Origin of the sequence: Micromonospora sp. CB01531 (assembly GCF_001905095.1) — a bacterium.
Lineage (GTDB): Bacteria > Actinomycetota > Actinomycetes > Mycobacteriales > Micromonosporaceae > Micromonospora.
Genome location: NZ_LWLS01000083.1, coordinates 210,262 through 232,063 on the forward strand (window position 1 = coordinate 210,262; position 21,802 = coordinate 232,063).

Sequence of the window (21,802 nt, forward strand, 5' to 3'; positions counted from 1 at the left end):
CGGTCAGCACGCCCCGCCGTCGCCGGTGTTCTCCTGCTTGGGCGCGTGCTCGCCGTCGAACGGCCAGGCGGCGTACGCCAGCAGGTCGAAGATGTAGTCGTCCACGTCGTCTCCCGGGTCGAGCATGGTCACCACGCTCGGCCGGCCGCCGGGCACAGTCACCCCGTTGCGGGACTTTTCCGCCAGGCCGGGCCAGATCGCCAGGACGATCTCGGCGAGCGGGATGCCCCAGGTGCTGACCTCGACCGTTACCTTGCTGGGCTGCTGCAGATCGTAGCGATGGTAGTCGACGCTGTCGTACAACCCGACCAGCTTGAGGTCCTGCTTGAAGAAGTCCGGCCCGACGATCTTGTCGATGCGGAGCAGCAATTCGATGTCGAGATCGAGATGGACGCCGGCCATCGACATGGTCGCCTGACCGAACGTGCCGTCGAAGGCCAGGAACAGGTAGCCCAACTCGCGGGGCAGCCCGAACGGCAGGTCGGTGCGGACGTTGCCGGGCCGCAGCGTCGCCGCCTGGATGTCGGTGAGGTTGAAGGTGATGTCGCTGATCCAGCTGTCCCCCACCTCGGCGTGTCCGGTGAACAACCCGCGGACCAGGCCGAAGCAGTTGAAGAACTCCAGGTCCATCTCCTTCCTCGACACCGAGAGGTGCAGGTTGCCGACCATCTGCAGTTCGTCGGTCTTCGGTACGGAGGTGATGGTGACGACCTGGGTGTCCGGCGCGAGCTCCACGGTGGTCCGGTGGCCGAGGTTGGTGATGTGCAGTTCGAGATCGTCGGGCCCGGCCTCGAAGTCGTCGGTCTTCTTCACCAGATTCGCCTCGACCTCGACGTCGATGTCGAGGGTGTCCCGCCCGTCGTTCGCCGTGTAGTCCACCGTGGGCAGGTTGTCTCCCTCGGCGTTGCCGAACCCTCGGGCGCTGAATGTCATGTCGGTGGGCACGTCACGCAGCTGCACCTGACCGGTGGCCGGTTCACCGCGGAAGGTGCCCGTGGCCTTGATCGACAGATCGTCGATGACCGTCGAGTTCTTGACCCGCACCGAGGTGGGCGAGCCGACCTTGCCGCTCACCTCCAGGCCACCGGGGATCGGGTCCAGGTGGGCCAGCGCCCGGGTCGACTCGAACTTCGGCACCTGGTCGGCCTGGGCGTGCACGTCCAGGATGCCGGCCGAGGCCACGTCCGAGTCGTACTTGATGCTGAGCGTGTCGGTGAGGGCGATCGGGCCGAGGGTGAAGTTGATCCCGGACGGCAGGTCGGTCAGGGTCGCCTCGGCCCTGATCCGGTCCGGCGGCGACGGTACGAAGACCGAGTCGTCGACGTACAGGGTCAACTTGTTCGACCGGGGCTGGTAGCCGGCGAACGAGTAGCTCCGGGTGGTCGGATCGACGGTCACCCGGCTGGGCAGCCCCGAGACGTTGATGATCCCGGTCAACCCGAAGCACTTCCCGTCCACGCAGAACGGGCCCTGATTGGCGCAGCCCGGCCCGACGGTGCAGCCCCGGTCCACCACCGAGGCGCCGTTGGCGTACCGCGGCGCCCCCAGCCCGTCCAGCGCGGCCACCTTGCCCAGCCAGAACTGCGTCTCCACGTCCAGCGTCGCGTCGGCGGCGTAGTTGATCACACCGCCGTTCGAGCTGAAGGTGATGGTGCCCGGAATCGGCCCGAGCCGGCCCAGTGCCCCCAGCCGGACGTCCTGCGCGCCGCCCGCGGCCAGCCGTACGTCGCCGTCGAGCGCGATGGTCTGCCGTTGCGCGTGGTAGCTGGCCGTGACCGACGAACCGGAATGACCGAACTCGGCGTCCTGCAGTCCGCTGATCGACGCGCTGCCGTCGATGTTGCCGTTGGCCTCGTCATAGTGGGTGGCCAGGTGCGACCCGGCCGGTGCCAGGGCGGTCGCGTGGTTGGTCACCGCGAACGCCGCGCTTCCCAGCGAGCTGCCCTCGGCGGCCCGGAACGCGTACGTGCCGTTGCCCCAGTCCGCGTCGAACCGGGCCGGCACACCGCGGACGTCCGCGAACGCCGACCAGGTCCGGCCCCCGTACGGCACGTGGGCCAGGAACGAGATCGCCGAGATCGGCGCCGACATGGTGGTCTCGGCGTGCCGCGCCGGCAGGTCGACCAGCGCGTCCACGGTGGCCGGCACGCCGGTCACCGACGCGGTCAGGTAACCCGTGCTGGCGTTGGTCACGGTGAGCCCGACCGAGTCCACCGCGGCCGAGTTGCGGACCGCCACCGTGGTCCGGTCACCGACCGTGCCGTTGACGTGCATCGTGGCCGGCAGCCGGCCGATCGTGGCCCGGCCGCGTACCACCGGGAAGGCCTGGTCGGTGGTGGTCACGTCGGCGTCGAAGCGCAGGCTGCCCAGCGGTGCCGAAGCGGTGTACCGGAAATCGATCGAGCCGCCGGCGACCTCGACCGGGCCGACCGTCATGTCCAGCTCGGCCGGCAACCCGGAGAGGCTGGCCAGGGCCCGCACGTCCGGCAGGCTGTCGACCAGCCCGGCCAGCCGCAGGTACGCCTGCAACGGCGCGGCCGGCGGCCGGTAGCCGGTGAACACCACCGTCCGCGCCCGGGTGTCCACGGCCAGGTTGCTCGGCAGTCCGGGCAACCGGACCGTGCCGACCAGCCCGAGGCAGCGGGCGAACACCGTGCAGAAGACGCTCTCGTCCCTGGCGCAGCCGTTGCCGGTGTCGCAGCCGTTGCCGACCAGGGCCACCCCGTTGGCGAACAGCGGTGCGCCCAGGCCCGCCAGCGCACCCACCTTGCCCACCCGTACCCCGATGGTCAGCCCGAGGTGGCCCGTCGCGGTGTAGCTGAGCCGGCCGTCGGCGAAGGTGGACCGGATGGTGTTCGGCAGGCCGTCCACCCGGGCCACCGCGGCGAGCTGGGTGTCGTCCACGCCGTTCGCGGCGAGCAGCACGTCCGCGTCCACGAACACCGGGTCGCCGCCGGTGTCGGTGTCCAGCCGGAAGGTCTGCCCGCCGCCGTCGCGCGCGTACTCCACCCAGGACAGGTTGCGCACCGACACGCTGCCGTCCAGGTCGCCGGTGACCTGCCGGTAGTGCACGCCCAGGTGCAGCCCGGTCGGGGCGACCTGGTCGGCGTGGTTGGTGACCGCGAGCCGGGCCCCGCTGAGCGGCCCGGACAGGCCCCGGAACCGGTAGGTGCCCTCGGCGAAGTCGGCGTCGAACCGGGCCGGCACGCCGGTCAGGTCGGCCATCGCGGTCCAGTCCCGGCCACCGGACGGCAACCGGACCACCGCCGCCAGGCTGGTCAGCGGATCGGACTGGGTGCCGTCGAGGTGCCGGGCCGGCAGGTCCAGCAGGAAGTCCATGGTGGTGGCCAGCCCGGCTGCGGCGGCCGACAGGTAGTGGTCCTGCTGCGGGCGCAACGTCTCGACGTGCGCCGGGCTGGCGAACACCTCCACCTTCTGCACCCGGCTGGTCGCCTGGTAATGCAGCCGAGGCCGGTCACCCAGGTCGTAGGAGAGGTTGATCCGCGCGGGCAGCTCGGTGACGGTGGCGAACAGGGTCGGCCCGGCGGCCGTGTTGGTGTACGCGGCGAACACCCGGTGGATCACCGAGCTGGTCTGGTACGCGACCGTACGCGCCGCCGTGTCCACGTCCAGCGACGCGGTGGCCGGCAGGTTGGAGAGCTCCAGCCGGGCCTTGTGCAGCCCGTCCAGGTCACCGGCGGCGACGAAGGGTTGGCCGCCCGGATCGAACGTGGTGGCCAGCCGGGGATGCCCGTCGTAGTAGGCGTCGACCTGCCGCATTCCGGTGACCCGGGCGGAGACGCCCAGCGCCGTGCCGGCGGTGACCAGCGTCGCGTGGTCGCTGTCGTACGGCGCGAACGCGCCGAGGTTGCGCGAGATGGCCACGGTGCCGGAGCCGAGCGGCTGGGCGCCGTTGAACGCCACGTGGCTGGCGCCGGTGTCGGCGGTGAGGGTCACCGCGGTGGGCAGCTTGCGCAGCGAGCCCCGGCCGACCAGGCCGCCGGCCTTGTCGTACACGGCGACGTCCAGCGCGGCGAGCTGGCTGCTCGCGGTGTAGTCGAGATCGACCCCGGTGTCGGTGTTCGCCAACGCCGCGTCGAACGAGGCGGGAATCGCCTCGGCGCTGGCCTGGACCGCGTTGACCAGGCCCGCCGGCTGGTAGCCGAAGTCGGCGAAGAGCACCCGGTCGATGCCGGTGGACGCCCGGTAGGCGAGGGTGGCCTTCCCGCCCGATGGCCGGGTCAACTCGACGGACACGCTGGTGGGCAGCTCGTCGACGACGAGCTGGGTGAACTCATCGACGCCGTCACGGTTGCTGAGCACCTGGACGTCCAGCTGGGTGGCCTTGTCGCTGGTCGAGTCCACCAGCACGTGCTGGTGGGTGGTGTCGCTGCCCGGATCGATCCGGGCCCGCGCCGAGAAGATCGACGGTACGGGGGAGAAGCGGGCACTCGCCACCGTCGGCTGGTACGGGTCACCCGCGCTGTCGTCGGTCACCGAGGCCAGCCCGGCGGTCACCGCGAGCGCGTCGCCGGCACCGCCCTGGAGCAGCCGGGCCTGGATGTCGTACACGCCCCGCAGCAGGGTCACCGGGTTGAAGGTGAACAGCCCCAGGGTGCCGGTCGGCAGGGTGGTGCCGCGCCGCAGCCCGTCGAAGCCGACCGAGATCCGCTGGTGGCCGGGGATGTCGTAGACGGCCCAGACGTGCGCCGGCAGTGGCTGGCCGGCCAGTTCGCTGGTGGGCAGGCGGAGCGCCAGCAGGGCGACGCCGACGTTGATCAGGTCGAGCAGGGCCTCCAGCTTGTCCGCCAGCTGCGCCTGGAGATCCGCGATCAGGTCCTGCAACCGCAGCCGTTCGAGCAGCAGTTCGGGATGGAGGATGACCTGGAGCGGGTCCTTGAGCAGCTCCAGGACGACGGCGAGGCGGTCCTGGGCCGCCTTGAGGGCGGACTGCACCTCGAGGAGCTGGCGCACCGCGGCGACCACGTCGCCGGGCAGCGCCACCGGCAGCAGGTCGGCCAGCACGTCCGGGGTGCCGTCACCGGTCACGTCCACGATCGCGGGTACGGCCAGCGGCAGGGTGAGTGAGCAGGACACCGTCTTGGTGGCCGACTCCGAGCAGATCCGGTAGGTGATGCGCGGAATGCCGTCGGGCAACTGCTCGAGCAGCGCCAGCGGATCGACCGGCAGGGGCGGCGGGATGTTTCCGCTGGCGAGGGCCGTGATCAGCGCTTCCAGCGTGACCGGCTGCGCCGGATCGACGAACTGGGCCGAGGAGACCTGGGGCTGGAGCTTGCGGGCGTCCAGGTCCGGGGTGCGGTCCGGGTGGAGCCGGCCGGCCCGGTCGAGCGTGGTGATGGCATCCGCGGCGGTGGCGTCGACCAGTTCCTGGCCCGGATGCAGCGGCAGGGTCAGCGGCGCGGGCCGGACCGGCGGGTCCGGCACGACCGGGGCCCGGTCGATGGCGACCGCCCCGGCGGCCGGATCGACTGCGGGTAGCGGGGCGATCGGCGTCAGCGCGGCGGACGGCCCCCGGTCGACCCGCACCGAGCCGGGTGCCGGGTTGACGGGCGGCACCTGGTCGAGCTGCGGCATGAGCGCGGTACGCGACGGCCCGTTCGTGCCCGGGGCCGTGCCGTCCGGCGTGGTCGGGTCGGGTTTCGTGGTTGCCGTGTTGGGCTTCGGTGCCCCCGGACCGGGCTCGGCCCGGGCCGGATCTGGTACGGCGAGCTGGCCGGTCAACAGGGCGATAGTGGCGGCGGTGGTCAGGAACGTACGGCCGAACCTTGCGCGGCTGCGCATGAGGACGCCTCCCCCGGGTGGCGATAAATGCGACAAGCCTGTCTTGCGCCATCGAAATATGTCCACTGATTAATCGGGTTCCGGACATCTCCGCCACTTGACACAGAAGCCCCTACTTCCGTGCCGTTCGCACAGCGCGCGTCGTCACGATGCGCCACGCGCTCCGGCCCCGGACGGCGCTCAGAGCCGTAGCGCCTCCGGGGCGTGCAGGCGGAGCATGGTGGTGCCGACGTCGGTCGGGAGCCGCCGCCGGGTGGCGATCGAGACCGCCACCATCACCGTGAACGCCAGCGGCACGGTCCACGCGGCCGGCTGGGTGGTCAGCGTGGCCGGCCAACCGGCCAGCGGCGGACCCAGCACGGTGAGCAGCACCGCGCCCATCGCGGCGCCGCCACCGACCAGCACCCCGGCGGCGGCGCCCAGGTCGGTCAGCCCGCGCCACCAGATGCCCAGCACCAGCAGCGGGCAGAAGCTCGACGCGGCCACCGCGAAGGCCAGCCCGACCACCTGGGAGACGTCCAGCCCGGACAGGTTGAGCGCGAGCACCGCCGGCACCCCGCCGGCGATCACCGTGGCCAGCCGGAAGCCGCGTACCGAGCCGCGGCCGAGGACGTCGGTGGAGATCACCCCGGCCACGCTGGTGAGCAGCCCGGACGAGGTGGAGAGGAACGCGGCGAACGCCCCGGCGGCGACCAGCGCGGCGAGCAGCCGGCCGACCTGCCCGTCGCCGAGCACCGCCCCGGGCAGCAGCACCACCACCGCGTCGGTCTGGCCGGTGACCAGCAGTTGCGGGGTGTAGATCCGGCCCAGCACGCCATAGATGGTGGGCAGCAGGTAGAAGACGCCGACCAGGGCGAGCACCACCAGGGTGGTCCGGCGGGCGGCCGCGCCGTCCGGGTTGGTGTAGAAGCGCACCAGCACGTGCGGCAGCCCCATGGTGCCGAGGAAGGTGGCCAGGATCAGCGAGTACGTCGCGAACAGCCCCCGGTCGTCGTCCCCGGCGGTGTCCGGCAGCAGCCAGTCGGCCGCGTCGGTGGCCGTACCGGAGACCTCCGGCACCGGGTCGCCGGCGGCGAAGTAGAGGCGGTCGCCGGGGCGTACCTCCCGGACGTCGCCGTCGGGGAAGGTCAGGGTCGCGCGGTGCTCGACCACGACGGTGGTCGCGGTCCGGAACGCCGGCCCGTCGGGCGGGGTCACCGCCGGGCGGGCGTCGGCCTGCCACTGCAACGCCAGGAAGATCGCGGGTACGGCCAGCGCGGTCAGCTTCAACCAGTACTGGAAGGCCTGGACGAAGGTGATCGCCCGCATCCCGCCCAGCGCCACGTTCGCGGTCACCACCACGGCGACCAGCAGCGCACCCACCGGGTACGGCGAGCCGGCGACCGTGGCCAGGGTCAGCCCCGCGCCCTGGAGTTGGGGCACCAGGTAGAGCCAGCCGATGAAGATCACGAAGACAGTGGCCAGCTTGCGCAGCCGCCGCGAGCCGAGCCGCACCTCGCAGAAGTCCGGCAGGGTGAACGCCCCCGAGCGGCGCAGCGGGGCGGCCACGAAGAGCAGCAGCGCCAGGTAGCCGGCGGCGAAGCCGACCGGGTACCAGAGCACGTCCACGCCGTACTTGAGGATCAGGCCGGCCACGCCCAGGAAGCTCGCCGCCGACAGGTACTCGCCGCCGATCGCGGCGGCGTTCCAGGTCGGGCTGATCGCCCGGGAGGCGACCAGGAAGTCGGAGGTGGTCCGGGCCAGCCGCAGCCCGTAGAAGCCGATCCCGACCGTGACCAGGGTGACCGCCACGATGGCCGGGACGACGTACCCGTTGCCCATCTCAGCGTTCCGGCCGCTGGACGAGGTCGGTGAAGTCCTGCTCGTTCCGTTCGGCCAGCCGCACGTACGCCCAGCCGACCGCGATCAGGAACGGGAACGCGGCCACCCCGAGCAGCAGCCACGGCAGGTTGACCCCGAGCACGGTGACCCGACCGACTGAGGGTGCGATGGCGAACAGCCAGGGCAGGCCGCCCAGCCCGATCAGCACCAGCAGGCTGAGCCGCAGGGCCAGCGCGAGCTGGGCCCGGACCAGCCCCCGGACCAGCGCCTCGCCGACCCGGGTCTGCTGGGTCAGCTCGGAGCGGGTGCGGTCCGCCCGGCTGCCCGAGCCGGACACCTCGGCCAGCACGATCCGGGTCCGCCGGGGCGGCTCGGCCGCGCGCGGGGCCGGCACCGGAGCGGCAGCCGGCCGCCCCGGAACGCCCCGATCGTCCGCTCCGGTCATCTCCGGCAGTCTCGCCTGATCACCGCGAATGTCAAGGTTCCGGGACGGCGTCCGTCGCACCGGCCTGTGGACAACTTGTGGAGAACGCGTCACTCCTGTGGACAACCCGGTGGATGACGGTGGGTTCGTTGTGGACGACGGGGCGGGATGTCAGGGTGGTCGGGTAGGGAGGAGGTGTGACGGTGACCAGCCCGGCTCGGCCCGGTCGAGGTGAGGCCTGGACGGTGGACGACATCCAGGACCTCCCCGAGGACGGCCAGGACTACGAGATCTTCGACGGGAGCCTGCTCGTGTCCCCCCACGCGGATGTCTTCCCGGGGCGGTCGCCAACCGCCTCCGGCGGCTCCTCGACCGGCAGGCGCCGGCCGGCCTGCTCGTCGGGCAGGCCATCGGAGTCAGCGCGAAACGCTCTTCGTACTTCGTGCCGGATCTCTTCGTGGCCGGGGAGGACGCCCTCGACCGGGGCGGTGCCGCGCTCGACCCGGCTGATGTGCTCCTCGTGGTCGAGGTGATCTCGCCGAACAACGCGGGCCGGGACCTGATGCTCAAGCGCCACGAATACGCCGCGGCCGGCATCCCCCGCTACTGGCTGGTGGAGCCGCGGAAGCAGACGCTGGCCGTGCTGGAGCACGTCGGCGGCGGCTATCGGGAGGCCACCCAGGTCGGGGTGACCGACGTCTACCGCGCCGAGGCGCCCTTCCCGCTCGCGTTCGCGGTGGCCGACATCTTCTGACGGGTCCCCGGAACCTTTCTCTCCGCCCGTGAGTGGGAGAGGTGGAGAAGGGAGGTGACGGTGTCCGACGATGTACTGATCGCCGAGGTGTACGCCGGCTCCTACCGCCGGCTGGTCGTCCAGTTGTACGCGGTGACCGGCGACCTCAACGAGGCGCAGGAGGCGGTCCAGGAGGCGTTCACCCGGGCGCTGGTCGCGCCGCGGCGCTTCGCCGCCCTGGAGAACCCGGAAGCGTGGCTGCGGCGGGTGGCGGTGAACGTCGTACGCAGCCGGCACCGGCGTCGTCTGGTGCTGGACAGACTGCTGCGGCGCATCGGCCCGCCGCCCGCCGTCGCCGACCGGTCGCCCGAGCATCTCGCCCTGCTCGCCGCGCTACGGGAACTGCCCGAGGGGCAGCGACACGCGTTGGCCCTGCACTACCTGGTCGACCTGCCGGTGGACGAGGTCGCTGCGACGCTCGGCGTGTCGGCCGGCACGGTCAAGTCCCGGTTGTCCCGGGGCCGGCAGGCCCTGGCGGCACTGCTCGGCAGCTCCGATTCCGACTCCGCAGAGATGAGCAGCATCGGGAGGATCAATGTCCGAGCGTGACTTCGCCGGTTTCGACGTCGGCACCATTGCCGAGGCGGTACGCCAGCCGCCGCTGGACGACCTGCGGCCGGCCGCCCGGTCCCGGCGCCGACACCGGTCGGCCGGGCTGGCGGTCACGGTGCTGGTCGCCCTGGTCGGCGTGGCTGTCGGGCCCCTGGCGGCCCGTTCCGTCGGGACCGACTGGGCCGGGCCGGACCAGCCCGCCCACCCCGACCGGGCCAGCGATTTCGTGCTGACCAGCGGCGATTCGGGGGTCGGCGTCGCAAACCTCAACTGCACGCTGTACTTCACGCGCACCCGCGACTACGGCCGAACCTGGTCCGCCTGGGGCGCGGCCCGCTACCGGGCCACCACCTGCCAAGTCGACGCCTACGGAAACGAGTACGCGGACCTGGAGTACGCGGTGCTCAGCGAGCGGGTGTACTTCGTCCGCGAGGGCGACCGGTCGAGCCTCTCCACAGACCGAGGCCGGACCTGGCAGGACGCGGACAAGGTGATCAAGCCGGTCGCGGCGTTTCCGAGGTTTGCCGCGCCGGTCTTCTGCCGGCAGGGCTGCGGCGCGCTGCGGGAGCTGCTGGCGGTGGACGCCGCCGGTACGGTTTACCGCCTCACCGGTGCGAAGCCGTCGCCGTACCCGCCGTTCAGCATCTATCCGAGCATGGACGGGACGATCTGGGTGACGTACTGGCCGGGCGAGGCCAACCGGGCGGTCGTCGCCCGCAGCGCCGACCGGGGCGCGACCTGGACCACCTGGCGGGCCGAGGCCGAGGCGAACGTCATCGCGGTGGTTGGGGTCGACGACCGCCGGGGATACCTGCTGATCGAGCCGTCGCCCCCGGCCGGATCCACCGTGCCGGTCGGCCAGTCTCGGCTGCTGCGGACCACCGACGGTGGGCGGACCTGGACCGACACGGGCACCGACCTGCCGGCGGCGCAGTACCACCGGAACATCACCGTGGGCTGGAGAGGATCACTGCTGGTGGCCGTGCCGGGAAACAGCTCGCCTAATGTCGGGTCGAAGCTGCTGATGAGCCGCGACGACGGACGGCACTTCGCGGTGGTGCGCGATTACGGCCGGCTGGACGGCGCGGTCGGGGTGGCGCCGGGGTACGCCTGGCTCTACGGCTGGGACGACATGTCGGACGTGGGGCCCGACCACGTCTGGGTCACCGGAGACGGGTCGAGCTGGGCCCGGTTCGCCCTGCCGCGCTGAACAGGTGCGTCGGCGCGGTCGTCCGGGCCGCGCCGACGCCGGACTCACGCCAGGCCGGCCCGGACCGGGTGGGCGGTTGCGGAGCCGAGCCAGGTGTGCGGGTTGCCGTACCAGCACCAGCCGAGCTTCGGCGCGCCATGGCCGGTGCTGCCGAGAGAAATTTCGGCTAGCGGTTCCAGTCCTGTTTCGCCGCCCGGACCAGCTTGTCCTTAAGCTCCCGCGTGTGCCGGCGGCTGACCGGCAGCTCCGTCCCGTCGATCACCACCACGTAGCCCGAGTTGACCAGCCGCAGCTCCGCGATCAGCTTCAACTGCACCAGGTACGACCGGTGGATCCGCACGAAACCGGCGTCCGCCCAGCGCTCGGCGAGGGTGGCCAGCGAGACCCGGACCAGGTGCGAAGCGTCCGCGGTGTGCAGCCGGGCGTAGTCGCCCTGCGCCTCCACCCAGCGCACCGCCGAGCGGGGCAGCATCCGGGTCGTCCCGGCCAACTCGATCGGGATGGTCGGGTCCTCCTCCGCCCGGGCGAGGGCCGCCGGGTGCGACGGCACCACCCGGGAGCCGATCACCCGGCGCAGCGACTCGGCCAGCCGCTCGGCGCGTACCGGCTTGCGCACGTAGTCGGTGGCGCCCAGGTCGAAGGCGTCGACCGCGCCGTCGTCGTACGCGGTGACGAAGACGATCGCCGGCGGCCGGGCGAACCGCCGCAGCACCCGGGCCAGCTCCATCCCGTCCAGCCCGGGCATCCGGATGTCCAGGAAGACGACGTCCACGTCGGCGTCGCGGAGCACCCGCAGCGCCTCGGTGGCGTCCCCGGCCGTGTGCAGCCGGGCCACCCGGGGATCGGCCCGCAGGTGGTACGCCAGCTCGTCCAGCGCGGGCGGCTCGTCGTCCACCGCCAGTACCCTGAGAAAACCGGCTGCCGTCACTGTGCTGACCCCGCCGTTCGCTCGCTCACGAACCCGCCCGTACCCCGGGATGGAACTTCGGCACCCGCATGCTCACCTTCGTACCCGAGCCCAGGCCGGTCTCGACGGTCAGGCCGAACCGGTCCCCGAAGACCGACCGCAGCCGCTCGTCGACGTTCGACAGGCCCACGTGCTGCCCCGCGTCGTCGGTCGGGTCGCCGCCCGCGGCGGCCAGTTCGGCAATGCCGGCGGTGAGCGTGATCGGATCCATCCCCACTCCGTCGTCCTCCACCGTGATGTGGCACTCGGCGCCCGCGTCCCGGGCCTCGATGCTCACCATGCCGGTGCCCGGCTTGCGGGACAACCCGTGCCGGACCGCGTTCTCCACGAGCGGCTGGAGGCAGAGGAACGGCAGGGTCACCGGCAGCACCTCCGGGGCGATCTGCAGGCGCACCTGGAGCCGGTCGCCGAACCGGGCCCGCTCGATGGTCAGATACCGGTCGATCGAGCGCAGCTCCTCGGCGAGGGTGGTGAACTCGCCGTGCGCCCGGAACGAGTACCGGGTGAACTCGGCGAACTCGAGGATCAGCTCCCGGGCCCGCTCCGGGTCGGTCCGGACGAACGAGCCGATCGCGGTCAACGCGTTGTAGATGAAGTGCGGGCTGATCTGGGCGCGCAGGGCGCGTACCTCGGCCCGGGCCAGCCGCTCCCGGGACGAGTCCAGCTCGGCCAGGGCGAGCTGGTCGCCGGCCCAGTGCGCGGTCTCCAGGGTCGCCTGCACCAGCCCCGGGGCCGGCTGCTCGTCGGCGATCGCCACCAGCGCCCCGACCACGCGGCCGTCCGCGCTCAGCGGCGCCACCACCGCGCCCCGCACCGGGCAGTCCACCAGGTCGCAGCGCAGCTCCGACTCCCGCAGCACGGTCGACCGCCCGGCGGACGCCGCCCGCCGGGCCGCCGCGAGCAACTGGTCGCCGTGGTGCGCGCCGCGCCCGTCGAGGGCGAGGAGGGCCTCCCGGTCCGTCAGGGCCAGCCCGGCCGCGCCCACCAGCGCCCGCAGGTGGCGTACGGCCTTCGCCGCGTCCGTGCTGCTCAACCCGGCTCGCAGCGGCTCGGCGGCGAGGCCGGCGGTGTGCAGCACCTCGTAGGTGGCCCGCTGGGTGGCCGTGGCGATGCCCCGCCGGGCGCGCAGCCGCAGCACCGCCCAGAGTGCCGCGGCGAGCGCGGTGACCAGCGAGACGACGCCGAAGACGGCGGAGAGGTTGCCACCCACGGCCCAGATCCTCGCGGCTCCGGGGCCGCCCGCCAAGGGGTCAGTACGCGCCCTTGCGGGCCACCACCACTCCGATGGTCCGCCAGAGGATGCTCAGGTCGTACGCCAGCGACCAGTTGTCGACGTAGTAGAGGTCGAGCCGGACCGCCTCGTCCCAGGAGAGGTCGGAGCGACCGGAGACCTGCCAGAGCCCGGTGATGCCCGGCCGGACCAGCAGCCGGCGGCGGACGTCGCCGAGGAAGTCACCGTCGTCGGCCGGCAGCGGACGCGGCCCGACCAGCGACATCTCGCCCCAGAGCACGTTGATCAGCTGGGGCAGCTCGTCCAGCGAGGAGGCGCGCAGGAAGCGGCCCACCGGGAACACCCGCGGATCCTGCTTGATCTTGAACAGCATGCCGTCGGTCTCGTTCTGGTCGACCAGGCTGGCCAGCCGCTCCTCGGCGTCGGTGTACATGGTCCGGAACTTCCAGACCTGGAAGGTCCGCCCCTCGTGTCCGACCCGGGGCTGCCGGAAGAAGACCGGCCCGGGGTCGGAGATCCTGATGGCGACCGCGATGGCGAGGAAGAGCGGGATCAGCAGCACCAGGCCCAGCCCGGCGGCCATCCGGTCCATCAGGTTCTTGACCAGCAGCGCCGGGCCCGACAGGGTCGGCTCCTCGACGTGCAGCAGCGGCAGGCCCTCGATCGGGCGGATGTGCACCCGGGGGCCGGCGATGTCGGTGAGCTGGGGCGCGACCACCAGGTCGACGCCGGAGCCCTCGAGCTGCCAGGCCAGCCGGCGCAGCTCGCCCGGCTCGGCGCTGGCCGAGCCGCAGACCGCGATGGTGTCCCCGCCGACCTCCCGGACCAGGGCGAGCACGTCCCGGCCGGCGTAGACCGGCACCGGGGTCTCGATGCCGCGCGCGGCGGCATACCCGTCCGTCAGGTGGATGGCCACCGGCACCAGGCCGGCCCCGGGGCTGCGGGTGACCGTGGTGTAGACCTCCAGGCACTCCGGCAGGGTGCCGACCAGCACCATCCGGTGCCCGGCCTGACCCGCCCGGCGTCGGACGGCGTGCAGCAGGAAACGGGCGACGAGACGCTCCAGCAGGATCAGCACCAGCGCCCCGAGCAGGGCGGTACCGACCGTCCACCGGGACAGCCCGGTCGTCTTCGTGGCGAAGGCGAGGAAGGAGACCGTCGCGGCGACCGCGACCCCGCCGCGGACCACCCGTTTGAACTCGTCCGGGCCGAGCCCCAGGTAGCGGCGGTCGTACGCCCGGTTCCCCCAGAGGATGACCAGCCAACCGAGTGGCAGGAGCAGGAACGCGACGGTGTAGAACCAGGTCGGGTCCTCGTCGGCACCGTAGAAGCCGGATGACGCCTGTTGGAAGCTCTGGATCGAGATGAAGCTCGCCAGCGCCGCCGCCGCGAAGTCGAGCAGGAGCAGGATCGCGGTGTAGGGGCGGTGCCAGCGGGACACCCGGCGACGGGCGCGGGCCCACGCCGACCGGGGTACGCCGTTGTGCGACGGCGGAGTCGGCGGCTGGATCTCGAAGCTGTCGACGTGCCGCACGCTCTTGCTCCGGCCTGTGTTGGTTACCGGGCGCTGGAGGCTTGTCGTCACCTCAACCCATGTCCTCCCGCATGACACGCGCCCTCACTCGCCGTGAGGACCCGGGTCGCCCACCGTCCCAGTCTCCCACGCGGGCCCGGGTCGGGACGGCCCCCCGAAGGAGATGCCGTCCGTCGGTGCTCGTAGGGATCTGGCCGGCTCCGTATCGGTTGTGAAGCCGGGGACCGAGCCACTATACCGATGGATGGCGGCCCCGGTAGAGGCGCGAGTGGGACGTTCGGCGATCCGCGGCTGATTCCTCTCCGTAGTCGTCCGGTGTGATTACTCACCGTACGAGACGGGACAACCTTCGGTCAGCGAGCAGCTTGCCGCCGGTCTGGCAGGTCGGGCAGTACTGGAGGCTGGAGTCGGCGAACGAGACCTCGCGGACGGTGTCGCCGCAGACCGGACAGGGCAGCCCGGACCGGGCGTGCACCTTGAGGCCCGAGCGCTTCTCCCCCTTCAGCTCGGCGGCCCGCTGCCCCATCGAGCGCCGGACCGCGTCGCCGAGCACCGCGCGGGTCGCCGCGTGCAGCGTGGCGAGCTGGTCGTCGGTGAGTCGGTCGGTGATCGCGAACGGGGACAGCTTCGCCGTGTGCAGGATCTCGTCCGAGTACGCGTTGCCGACCCCGGCCAGCACCGCCTGGTCGGTCAGCACCCCCTTGACCTGGCCCCGCCGGCTGCGTATCCGCTCGGCGAAGGTGGCCAGGTCGGCGTCGAACGCGTCCGGGCCCAGCTTCGTCACCCCGGGCACCTGCGCCGGGTCGGTCACCAGGTACGCGGCCAGCTTCTTCTGGGTGCCGGCCTCGGTCAGGTCGAAGCCGGAGCCGTCGTCGAGGCGTACCCGTACGGCGATCGGGCCCTTGCCGGGGCGCAGCGGGGCGGTCGACGGGAACGCCTCCCGGTAGTGCAGCCAGCCCGCGCGGGCCAGGTGGACCACCAGGTGCAGCCCGCCGTCGAACCGGACATCCAGGAACTTGCCGTGCCGGCCCGCGCCGACCACCGCCTTGCCCGCCACCGCGCTCGGCGGCGGATCGTACGTCTTCAGGGCACTGATCGCGGCGACCTCGACGCGCTCGACGCGCCGGCCCACCGCCCGCTCGCGCAGGTAGCCGGCGAGCGCTTCCACCTCCGGTAGTTCGGGCACCGTTCAACGGTAGCCTTCTTTCCCGTGAGAATCGTGGTGGCGCACAACCGGTACCGGGAAGCCCAGCCCTCCGGCGAGAACACGATCGTCGACGCGGAGATCGCCCAGCTCACCGCGGCCGGGGTGGAGGTGCTGCCGTTCCTGCGCAGCTCCGACGAGATTCCCACCATGTCGAAGCCGGCCAAGGCGCTGCTGCCGATCTCGCCGATCTGGGCGCCGCAGGCCCAGCAGGACCTGGACCGGCTGCTCGCCGAGCACCGTCCGGACGTGCTGCACCTGCACAACCCGTACCCGTTGCTCTCGCCCTGGGTGGTGCGGACCGCGCACAAGCGCGGCGTGCCGGTGGTGCAGACGGTGCACAACTACCGGCAGGTCTGCTCCTCCGGGCTCTACTTCCGGGACGGGGTGATCTGCCAGGACTGCCGGGGGCGGGCGCTGGGCGTGCCGGCGATCGTGCACCGCTGCTACCGGGGCTCGCGGGCGCAGAGCGCCCTGATGGCCACCACCCTCGCCGTGCACCGCCCGACCTGGCGGTCGGTGGACCGGTTCATCGCGCTCACCACCGCGGTCGCCGACCACCTGCGGGATTACGGCATCCCGGACGAGCGGATCGTGGTCAAGCCCAACGCCGTCCCCGACCCGGGTACGCCGGCGCCGCTCGGCGACGGGTTCCTCTTCATGGCCCGCCTCACTCCGGAGAAGGGGCTCGACCTGCTGCTGGAGGCGTGGCGGCGGCACCCGGTGGGGGCCCTGGGCACGCTGCGGATCGCCGGCGACGGCGAGCTGCGCCCGTTGGCCGAGGCGGCCGCCGTCGACCGCCCCGACGTGGTCTACCTGGGCCAGCTCGACCGGGCCGGGGTGCGCGCGGCGATCGAGGCGAGCGCCGTGGTGCTGGCGACCTCCACCTGGCACGACGTGCTGCCGACCGTGATCATCGAGGCGCTGGCCAGCGGCCGGCCGGTGCTCGGCACCGCCCTCGGAGGGATTCCGTACCTGGTCGGCGCGGACACCCCACGGGAACCGGCGGGCACCGGGCCGGCCGAGGTGGCCTCCGCTGTCGCCGGGGAATCCGCTGGCCCGGCCATCCCCGACGGCGTCCAGGTGGGCGAGGCCGGCTGGGTGGTGGCCCCGGACCCGGCCGCGCTGGCCGCCGCCCTGCCGGTGGCGCGGGCCGGTGCGGCGCGGCTCGCCCCGGCGGCCCGGGCCCGCTACGAGCGCACCTTCCACCCCGACGTGGTCACCAAGCGCCTCATCGACATCTACGCCGATGTGGCGCGGAGTCGGACGGCGGTCGCCGGGGACCGCTGACCCCCGCGAGTGGGGTGGTTGGGCGCGACCGCTTGCGGAAGGTCACGCACCGTTGGGACTGCTGGGCGTGGCGCCGGCCGGGGCGCGGCCGGTCCCAGCCGCGGCCGTCAGCGGAGGGAGGCGCGGGCGGAGAAGGCGATGCTGGCGAGCAGGAAGCCGCCGTTGACGATCGTGAAGGCGACGACCAGCCAGATGGCCAGCGCCGGGGCGACGGTCAGCACCAGACCGGCCAGGAAGATCACCGCGCCGTAGTCCCGGACCAGCTTCACCAGGCGTACCGGGAGCGAGGACGAGGTGACCATGCTGGCGGCGTTCGGGCCGGCCTGCATCACCGAGGTGACCAGGTTGACCATCCAGGTGCCGGCGAAGACCGCCACCAGCCAGGTCGGCGTCGACGGGCGCTGCGCCACGACGGTCGCCCCGAGGGCGGCGACCAGGGCGATCTGGGCGGCCACGTCGCAGAGCACGTCGATCCGGGCACCCGCTGAGCTGCCCTGCCCGGTGACCCGGGCGAGCTGCCCGTCCGCGCAGTCCAGGGCGTACGCGAGCTGCCAGCCGACCAGGGCGACCAGCCCGACCGTCCAGGCCGGGACGTCGCCGGCGGCCACCGGGCCGGCCAGCGCGACCACGGTGACCGAGGCGGCCAGGCCGAGCACCAGGTTGGTGAGGGTCAGCGCGGTGGGGCGCAGCCCGAGCCGCTGGGCGACCATCGCGAAGAAAGCCCCGATCCACTGGCTTATCGACTCGCTGAACAGGCCGCCACCCCGGTTGGCCCGGTGGAAGTCGGCGACTGCGGGGCGAGACGGGTCACCCAAGGTCATCGCGAAGTTCATCGGCGTAATCTCCCAGCCGCCGGCGGGTCTCGTCGGGCGACATCGCAAGGTGTTCGAGGATGGTGTAACGGCCCGGCCGGGTGGCCGGTGCATATTGCACCGCCTCGACGAACTGCTCGTCGGTCAGGCCCAGCTCGGCCGGCGTGGTCGCCAGGCCGTGCCGGTGCAGACAGCGGACGAGCTGCCGGAAGCGCTCGGTCTCCCCGCGCAGGAAGGTACAGAACAGCGCGCCGAGGCCGACCTGCTCGCCGTGTGAGCCGGTGCCGGGGTAGAGCTTGTCGATGGCGTGCGAGATCTCGTGGTCGCCGCCGCTGGCCGGTCGGGTCGACCCGCACACCGAGCTCGCGATGCCGCCGAGGATGAGCGCCTCCGCGAGGGTGGTGAGGAAGCCGTCGTCGGTGATCTTGCCGGGGTGGTTGAGCAGCGCCTCGGCGCCCGTCCGGGCGAGGGTGAGGGCCAGGCCGTCGATCGGTTCGCCGCGTACCTCGTGCGCCAGCTCCCAGTCGGCGCAGGCGCTCAGGTTGCTCACCGCGTCGCCGATGCCCGCCTGGGTCTGCCGGTCCGGTCCGCTCTCCACGAAGTCCAGGTCCACGATCACCGCGATCGGGATGTGCACCCCGTAGGAGCCCTTGCCGCCCTCGTGATCGAGTGAGGCGGTGGGCGAGGCGATGCCGTCGTTCGCCAGGCTGGTCGCCACGGTCACCATCGGGATGCCGTAGCGGGTGGCGGCGTACTTGGCGGTGTCGATGGTCTTGCCGCCACCGATGCCCACCACGGCGTCGTACTGGCGGCGGCGCAGCCGGTCACCGAGCTGGTTGGCCGCGTCGATGGTGCCGCCGGTGACGGTGAACACGTCGGCCGCGCCGAGGGACGGCCGGCACAGCTCGACGATCTTCTCGCCCTGACCGGGGCCGACCACCACCGCCACGTCGCCCCCGGTGGAGATCCGCCGGTCGGCGAGGAGCGGACCGAGGTCGGCGACCGCACCGCGGCGGACCTCGATCGCCAGCGGGGTGTTGACGGTCCGGGCTAGTAGCGGCACGCGATCTCCCACGCCCGAGCCAGGTCGGCGTGGTTGTCGACCTCGACCCAGGAGACGTCGCCGATCGGCGCCGCCCGCACCTCGCCACCCCGGTCGGCGAACTCCTGGTAGCCGTCCTCGTAGTAGAGGTTCGGGTCGCGCCGCCAGGTCGCCTCCAGGGCGTCGGCGAGCGCGTCGGCCACCTGCGGCTCGATCAGCGTCGCGCCGATGTACTCCCCGTACGCCTCACCCGGGTCCATCAGCTTGGTGATCCGGGTGAGCTGGCCGGCCGCGTCGAAGGTGGTCTTCATCTCCTCCTCGGCCAGCGGCTTGAGCGTGTCGACGGCGAGCAGGATGGCCGGCCCGCGCTCGGCCAGCAGGGTCTTCTCCACGCTCACCGGGTGCACGGTGTCGCCGTTGACCAGCAGCACGCCCCGGGAGAAGTGCTCCCGGGCCAGCCAGAGCGAGTACGCGTTGTTCCACTCCTCGGCCTTGTCGTTGAACACGAGGGTGATCTTGACGCCGTACTTCTCCTCCAGCGCCGCCTGCCGCTGCCGGACCGCGTCCGCCGCGTAGCCGACCACGATCACGATCTCGGTCAGGCCCACCTCGGCGAGGTTGCGCAGCGCGATGTCGAGGATGGTGATCTCCCCGTCCACCGGCACCAATGCCTTCGGCAGGGTGTCGGTGTACGGGCGCAGCCGACGCCCCGCACCGGCTGCCAGTACCATCCCGATCATGCCGACGCCTCCCCACGACTGACACATGGTCATCGTGGAGAATAGCGTCACCCGCCGGCAGTGCTCCGGCCAACTGGTGTTAGCCGGTCGTTCAGCCAGGAAGCGCCCCGAACTCGGCTATAATGCGCGGCCGTTTCCGCAGCTCAACGGTGTCGGTCACCGGGTGATCGAACGCCGGGCGGCGAAGACGTCCTCGGCGACCAGCCTTCGTTGACGTCGCGACACGCTGGTGGCGGTGACGGGCTTGTCCCGGTACGCATCGATGGCCCACCATGTCCGTACCGAGGCCACCGTCCCACAGGGGTGATGCGTGATGCAGGTTCGGGAAGCGATGTCCAGCGAGGTTCTCGTGGTCGGCCCGGAGCACACGCTCCGTGAGGCGGCCCAGATGATGTCGGCCCGCCGCGTCGGGTCGGCGGTCGTGATCGACCCGGACTCCGAAGGGGTCGGGATCATGACCGAACGCGACGTACTCAAGGCGATCGGCGCCGGGCTCGACCCGGATGTCGAACGCACCGGAGCCCACCTGACCTGGGACGTCGTCTACGCCGGCCCGGACTGGACGGTGGAGGAGGCGGCGGTCGCCATGGCCCGCGGCGGCTTCCGGCACCTGGTCGTGCTCGACGGCCGGGAGGTGGCCGGGGTGATCTCGGTACGCGACCTGATGCGGGTCTGGGCGCGCGAGCACACCGCCGCGAGGGTCTGAGCCGGCGGCGGGAATGACGATGGCCCGGCCGAAACGGGCCGGGCCATCGTCGTACGGTCCTCAGATCACGGGCCGACGAAGGCCGCCGAGGCCCGCCAGTCCACCTTGTCCACGCCGGCGGAGCATCCGAGGTACGACAGCTCGCGAGCCCGGTTCGGATCTCCGGTGCCCCTGGTCGGACGGATCGACCGCCCGCATGTTGAACTTCGCGTGTATGCCGGTCGGAGCGGCCGGACCAGGCCCTAGGCTCGTGCGCATGACCGCCGAGCAGCTGATCTCTTTCGCCCGTGGCGCTCCCTCGCTGGACATCGTCGATGTCGAGGGGCTCAAGGCCGCCGCCGTCCGCGCGTTCGACGCCGATCCCGCCGGGATCACGGCGTACGGCACCTCCGTCGGTTACCCGCCCCTGCGAAAGTGGATCGCGGACAAGCACGGCGTCGAGGCCGACCAGGTGCTGATCACCAACGGCTCCCTCCAGGCCGACGCCTTCCTCTTCGACCACCTGGTCCGCCGCGGCGACGCGGTGGTGGTCGAGCGCCCCACGTACGACCGGACGCTGCTCAACCTCCAGCAGATGGGCGGCGAGATCCACGGCGTGTCGATCCAGCCCGACGGTCTGGACACCGCCGAGCTGCGCAAGCTGCTGGAGTCCGGGGTGCGCCCCCGGCTGGCCCACGTCATCCCGAACTACCAGAACCCGGCGGGCGTGACCCTCTCCCTAGAGAAGCGCCGCGAGCTGCTGGACCTGGCCGCCGAGTACGGCTTCACGATCTTCGAGGACGACCCGTACGCGGACATCCGGTTCCGCGGCGAGCCGCTGCCGTCGATGCTGTCGATGGACACCCGGGGCGTGGTGGTGCACGCCTCCAGCTTCACCAAGACGGTCTGCCCGGGGGTCCGGGTCGGCTACCTGGTCGGCCCGCCGGAGTTGATCGCCGGGATCGCGAAGCGGGCGACCAACCTCTACATCTCGCCCGGCATGGTCTCCGAGGCGATCGTGCACCAGTTCTGCGTCTCCGGCGACATCGAGCGGTCGATCCAGACGGTGCGGACCGCCCTCGGCGAGCGGGCCCAGGTGCTCGCGGAGTCGCTGCGCCGGCATCTGCCCGAGGCCCGGTTCGTCGAGCCGGACGGTGGCTACTTCCTCTGGGTGGAGCTGCCGGAGGACGTCGAGGTCGACCGGGTCGCCCCGGCCGCCGCCGAGCGCGGGGTGGCCGTGGTCAAGGGCAGCGACTTCATGATCGACGGCGGTCGGCACGCGCTCCGGCTGGCGTTCTCCGCGGTGACCGCGGACCGGATCGACGAGGGTGTCCGGCGGCTGGCCGAGGCGGTGGCGGCCGTCCGTGGCTGAATTTCTGTCGGGTTTCTGACAAAAAGGCGATGCCGACCGGTTCAGCACTCCCGCTGGGCCGGCCGGCAGCTCACAATGCTGCGAGCGCCGTTCGCCTGTCGTTGACGGGTCCGTTGCCCGGGGAGCCGCACCCGGCCCTCGTCCGGACCACCGGCGCGCGCAGCACAACTCCCGCCCCAAAGGGTGCCGGGTGGGCCGTGTCGCCCCTCACCCCCCTGACGCGGCCGGCCCGCCCGGCACCACCTTCGCGGCGTCGGGACGCGTGACGCCGGTCGCAGCGCTGCCGCCGTTGCCGGCCCGCTCGGGCTGCGATTCGCCCCGAT

The 21,802-nt window shown here is 72.3% G+C and carries 18 protein-coding genes; 7 read left to right on the plus strand and 11 right to left on the minus strand.

Annotation, left to right across the window (positions count from 1 at the left end):
- Positions 1-3 precede the first annotated feature (3 nt).
- From A6A27_RS24870 to A6A27_RS24880, 3 genes are all read right to left on the minus strand, one after another.
- Entirely contained in the window at positions 4-5,802 is a 5,799-nt protein-coding gene (locus A6A27_RS24870) for a hypothetical protein (RefSeq protein ID WP_073837047.1), read from the minus strand.
- A 180-nt stretch (positions 5,803-5,982) separates the two neighbouring features.
- Entirely contained in the window at positions 5,983-7,623 is a 1,641-nt protein-coding gene (locus A6A27_RS24875; RefSeq protein ID WP_073837048.1) for a sodium/solute symporter, read from the minus strand.
- Position 7,624: 1 nt separating this feature from the next.
- The gene (locus tag A6A27_RS24880; protein ID WP_143194142.1) at positions 7,625-8,068 is read right to left on the minus strand and encodes a hypothetical protein; all 444 of its coding nucleotides are present in this window, start codon (positions 8,066-8,068) and stop codon (positions 7,625-7,627) included.
- Between the two features lie 217 nt (positions 8,069-8,285).
- On the opposite strand from A6A27_RS24880, the gene A6A27_RS24885 reads away from it, so the two are divergent.
- Genes A6A27_RS24885 through A6A27_RS24895 form a run of 3 tightly spaced genes read left to right on the plus strand, consistent with a single transcriptional unit; the run spans position 8,286 to position 10,602 of the window.
- On the plus strand, positions 8,286-8,801 hold the full coding sequence (locus A6A27_RS24885; RefSeq protein ID WP_083672825.1) for a Uma2 family endonuclease: 516 nt from the start codon (positions 8,286-8,288) through the stop codon (positions 8,799-8,801).
- A gap of 60 nt (positions 8,802-8,861) precedes the next feature.
- Positions 8,862-9,389 (plus strand): sigma-70 family RNA polymerase sigma factor, encoded by a 528-nt coding sequence (locus A6A27_RS24890; protein ID WP_073837136.1) that lies wholly within the window; start codon positions 8,862-8,864, stop codon positions 9,387-9,389.
- On the plus strand, positions 9,376-10,602 hold the full coding sequence (locus tag A6A27_RS24895) for a WD40/YVTN/BNR-like repeat-containing protein (RefSeq protein WP_073837050.1): 1,227 nt from the start codon (positions 9,376-9,378) through the stop codon (positions 10,600-10,602). Before A6A27_RS24890 ends, A6A27_RS24895 begins: the two co-directional genes overlap by 14 nt.
- A 44-nt stretch (positions 10,603-10,646) precedes the next feature.
- Here A6A27_RS24895 and A6A27_RS46180 read toward each other — a convergent pair whose 3' ends face one another.
- The 5 genes from A6A27_RS46180 to A6A27_RS24915 form a co-directional block, all read right to left on the minus strand.
- Entirely contained in the window at positions 10,647-10,781 is a 135-nt protein-coding gene (locus A6A27_RS46180) for a DUF5701 family protein (protein ID WP_338013306.1), read from the minus strand.
- A complete protein-coding gene (locus A6A27_RS24900; protein WP_073837051.1) occupies positions 10,769-11,530 on the minus strand; it encodes a LytR/AlgR family response regulator transcription factor in 762 nt (253 codons plus the stop codon). Before A6A27_RS24900 ends, A6A27_RS46180 begins: the two co-directional genes overlap by 13 nt.
- 25 nt (positions 11,531-11,555) lie before the next feature.
- On the minus strand, positions 11,556-12,779 hold the full coding sequence (locus A6A27_RS24905) for a sensor histidine kinase (RefSeq protein WP_073837052.1): 1,224 nt from the start codon (positions 12,777-12,779) through the stop codon (positions 11,556-11,558).
- Between the two features lie 40 nt (positions 12,780-12,819).
- Positions 12,820-14,334 carry a sugar transferase gene (locus A6A27_RS24910; protein ID WP_073837053.1) on the minus strand — a complete coding sequence of 505 codons (1,515 nt, stop codon included), beginning with the start codon at positions 14,332-14,334 and terminating at the stop codon, positions 12,820-12,822.
- 325 nt (positions 14,335-14,659) lie between these two features.
- Positions 14,660-15,520, minus strand: a complete 861-nt coding sequence (locus tag A6A27_RS24915) for an Fpg/Nei family DNA glycosylase (protein ID WP_073837054.1) — start codon at positions 15,518-15,520, stop codon at positions 14,660-14,662.
- Positions 15,521-15,544: 24 nt separating this feature from the next.
- Here A6A27_RS24915 and A6A27_RS24920 point away from each other — a divergent pair, with 24 nt between their 5' ends.
- Positions 15,545-16,828, plus strand: a complete 1,284-nt coding sequence (locus tag A6A27_RS24920) for a glycosyltransferase family 4 protein (RefSeq protein ID WP_073837055.1) — start codon at positions 15,545-15,547, stop codon at positions 16,826-16,828.
- 107 nt (positions 16,829-16,935) lie between these two features.
- Here the strand turns inward: A6A27_RS24920 and A6A27_RS24925 are convergent, their stop codons facing one another.
- Genes A6A27_RS24925 through A6A27_RS24935 form a run of 3 tightly spaced genes read right to left on the minus strand, consistent with a single transcriptional unit; the run spans position 16,936 to position 19,422 of the window.
- Positions 16,936-17,661 (minus strand): CDP-alcohol phosphatidyltransferase family protein, encoded by a 726-nt coding sequence (locus A6A27_RS24925; protein WP_073837056.1) that lies wholly within the window; start codon positions 17,659-17,661, stop codon positions 16,936-16,938.
- The gene (locus tag A6A27_RS24930; protein ID WP_073837057.1) at positions 17,636-18,703 is read right to left on the minus strand and encodes an iron-containing alcohol dehydrogenase family protein; all 1,068 of its coding nucleotides are present in this window, start codon (positions 18,701-18,703) and stop codon (positions 17,636-17,638) included. Before A6A27_RS24930 ends, A6A27_RS24925 begins: the two co-directional genes overlap by 26 nt.
- A complete protein-coding gene (locus tag A6A27_RS24935) occupies positions 18,691-19,422 on the minus strand; it encodes a phosphocholine cytidylyltransferase family protein (protein ID WP_073837058.1) in 732 nt (243 codons plus the stop codon). The genes A6A27_RS24930 and A6A27_RS24935 overlap by 13 nt, the downstream gene beginning before the upstream one ends.
- Before the next feature lie 25 nt (positions 19,423-19,447).
- Here A6A27_RS24935 and A6A27_RS43365 point away from each other — a divergent pair, with 25 nt between their 5' ends.
- The 3 genes from A6A27_RS43365 (at position 19,448) to A6A27_RS24945 (ending at position 21,479) form a co-directional block, all read left to right on the plus strand.
- The gene (locus A6A27_RS43365) at positions 19,448-19,636 is read left to right on the plus strand and encodes a hypothetical protein (protein WP_143194143.1); all 189 of its coding nucleotides are present in this window, start codon (positions 19,448-19,450) and stop codon (positions 19,634-19,636) included.
- A 99-nt stretch (positions 19,637-19,735) separates the two neighbouring features.
- The gene (locus tag A6A27_RS24940) at positions 19,736-20,128 is read left to right on the plus strand and encodes a CBS domain-containing protein (RefSeq protein WP_073837059.1); all 393 of its coding nucleotides are present in this window, start codon (positions 19,736-19,738) and stop codon (positions 20,126-20,128) included.
- A gap of 256 nt (positions 20,129-20,384) precedes the next feature.
- A complete protein-coding gene (locus tag A6A27_RS24945) occupies positions 20,385-21,479 on the plus strand; it encodes an aminotransferase-like domain-containing protein (protein ID WP_073837060.1) in 1,095 nt (364 codons plus the stop codon).
- The last annotated feature ends 323 nt before the right edge of the window (positions 21,480-21,802 follow it).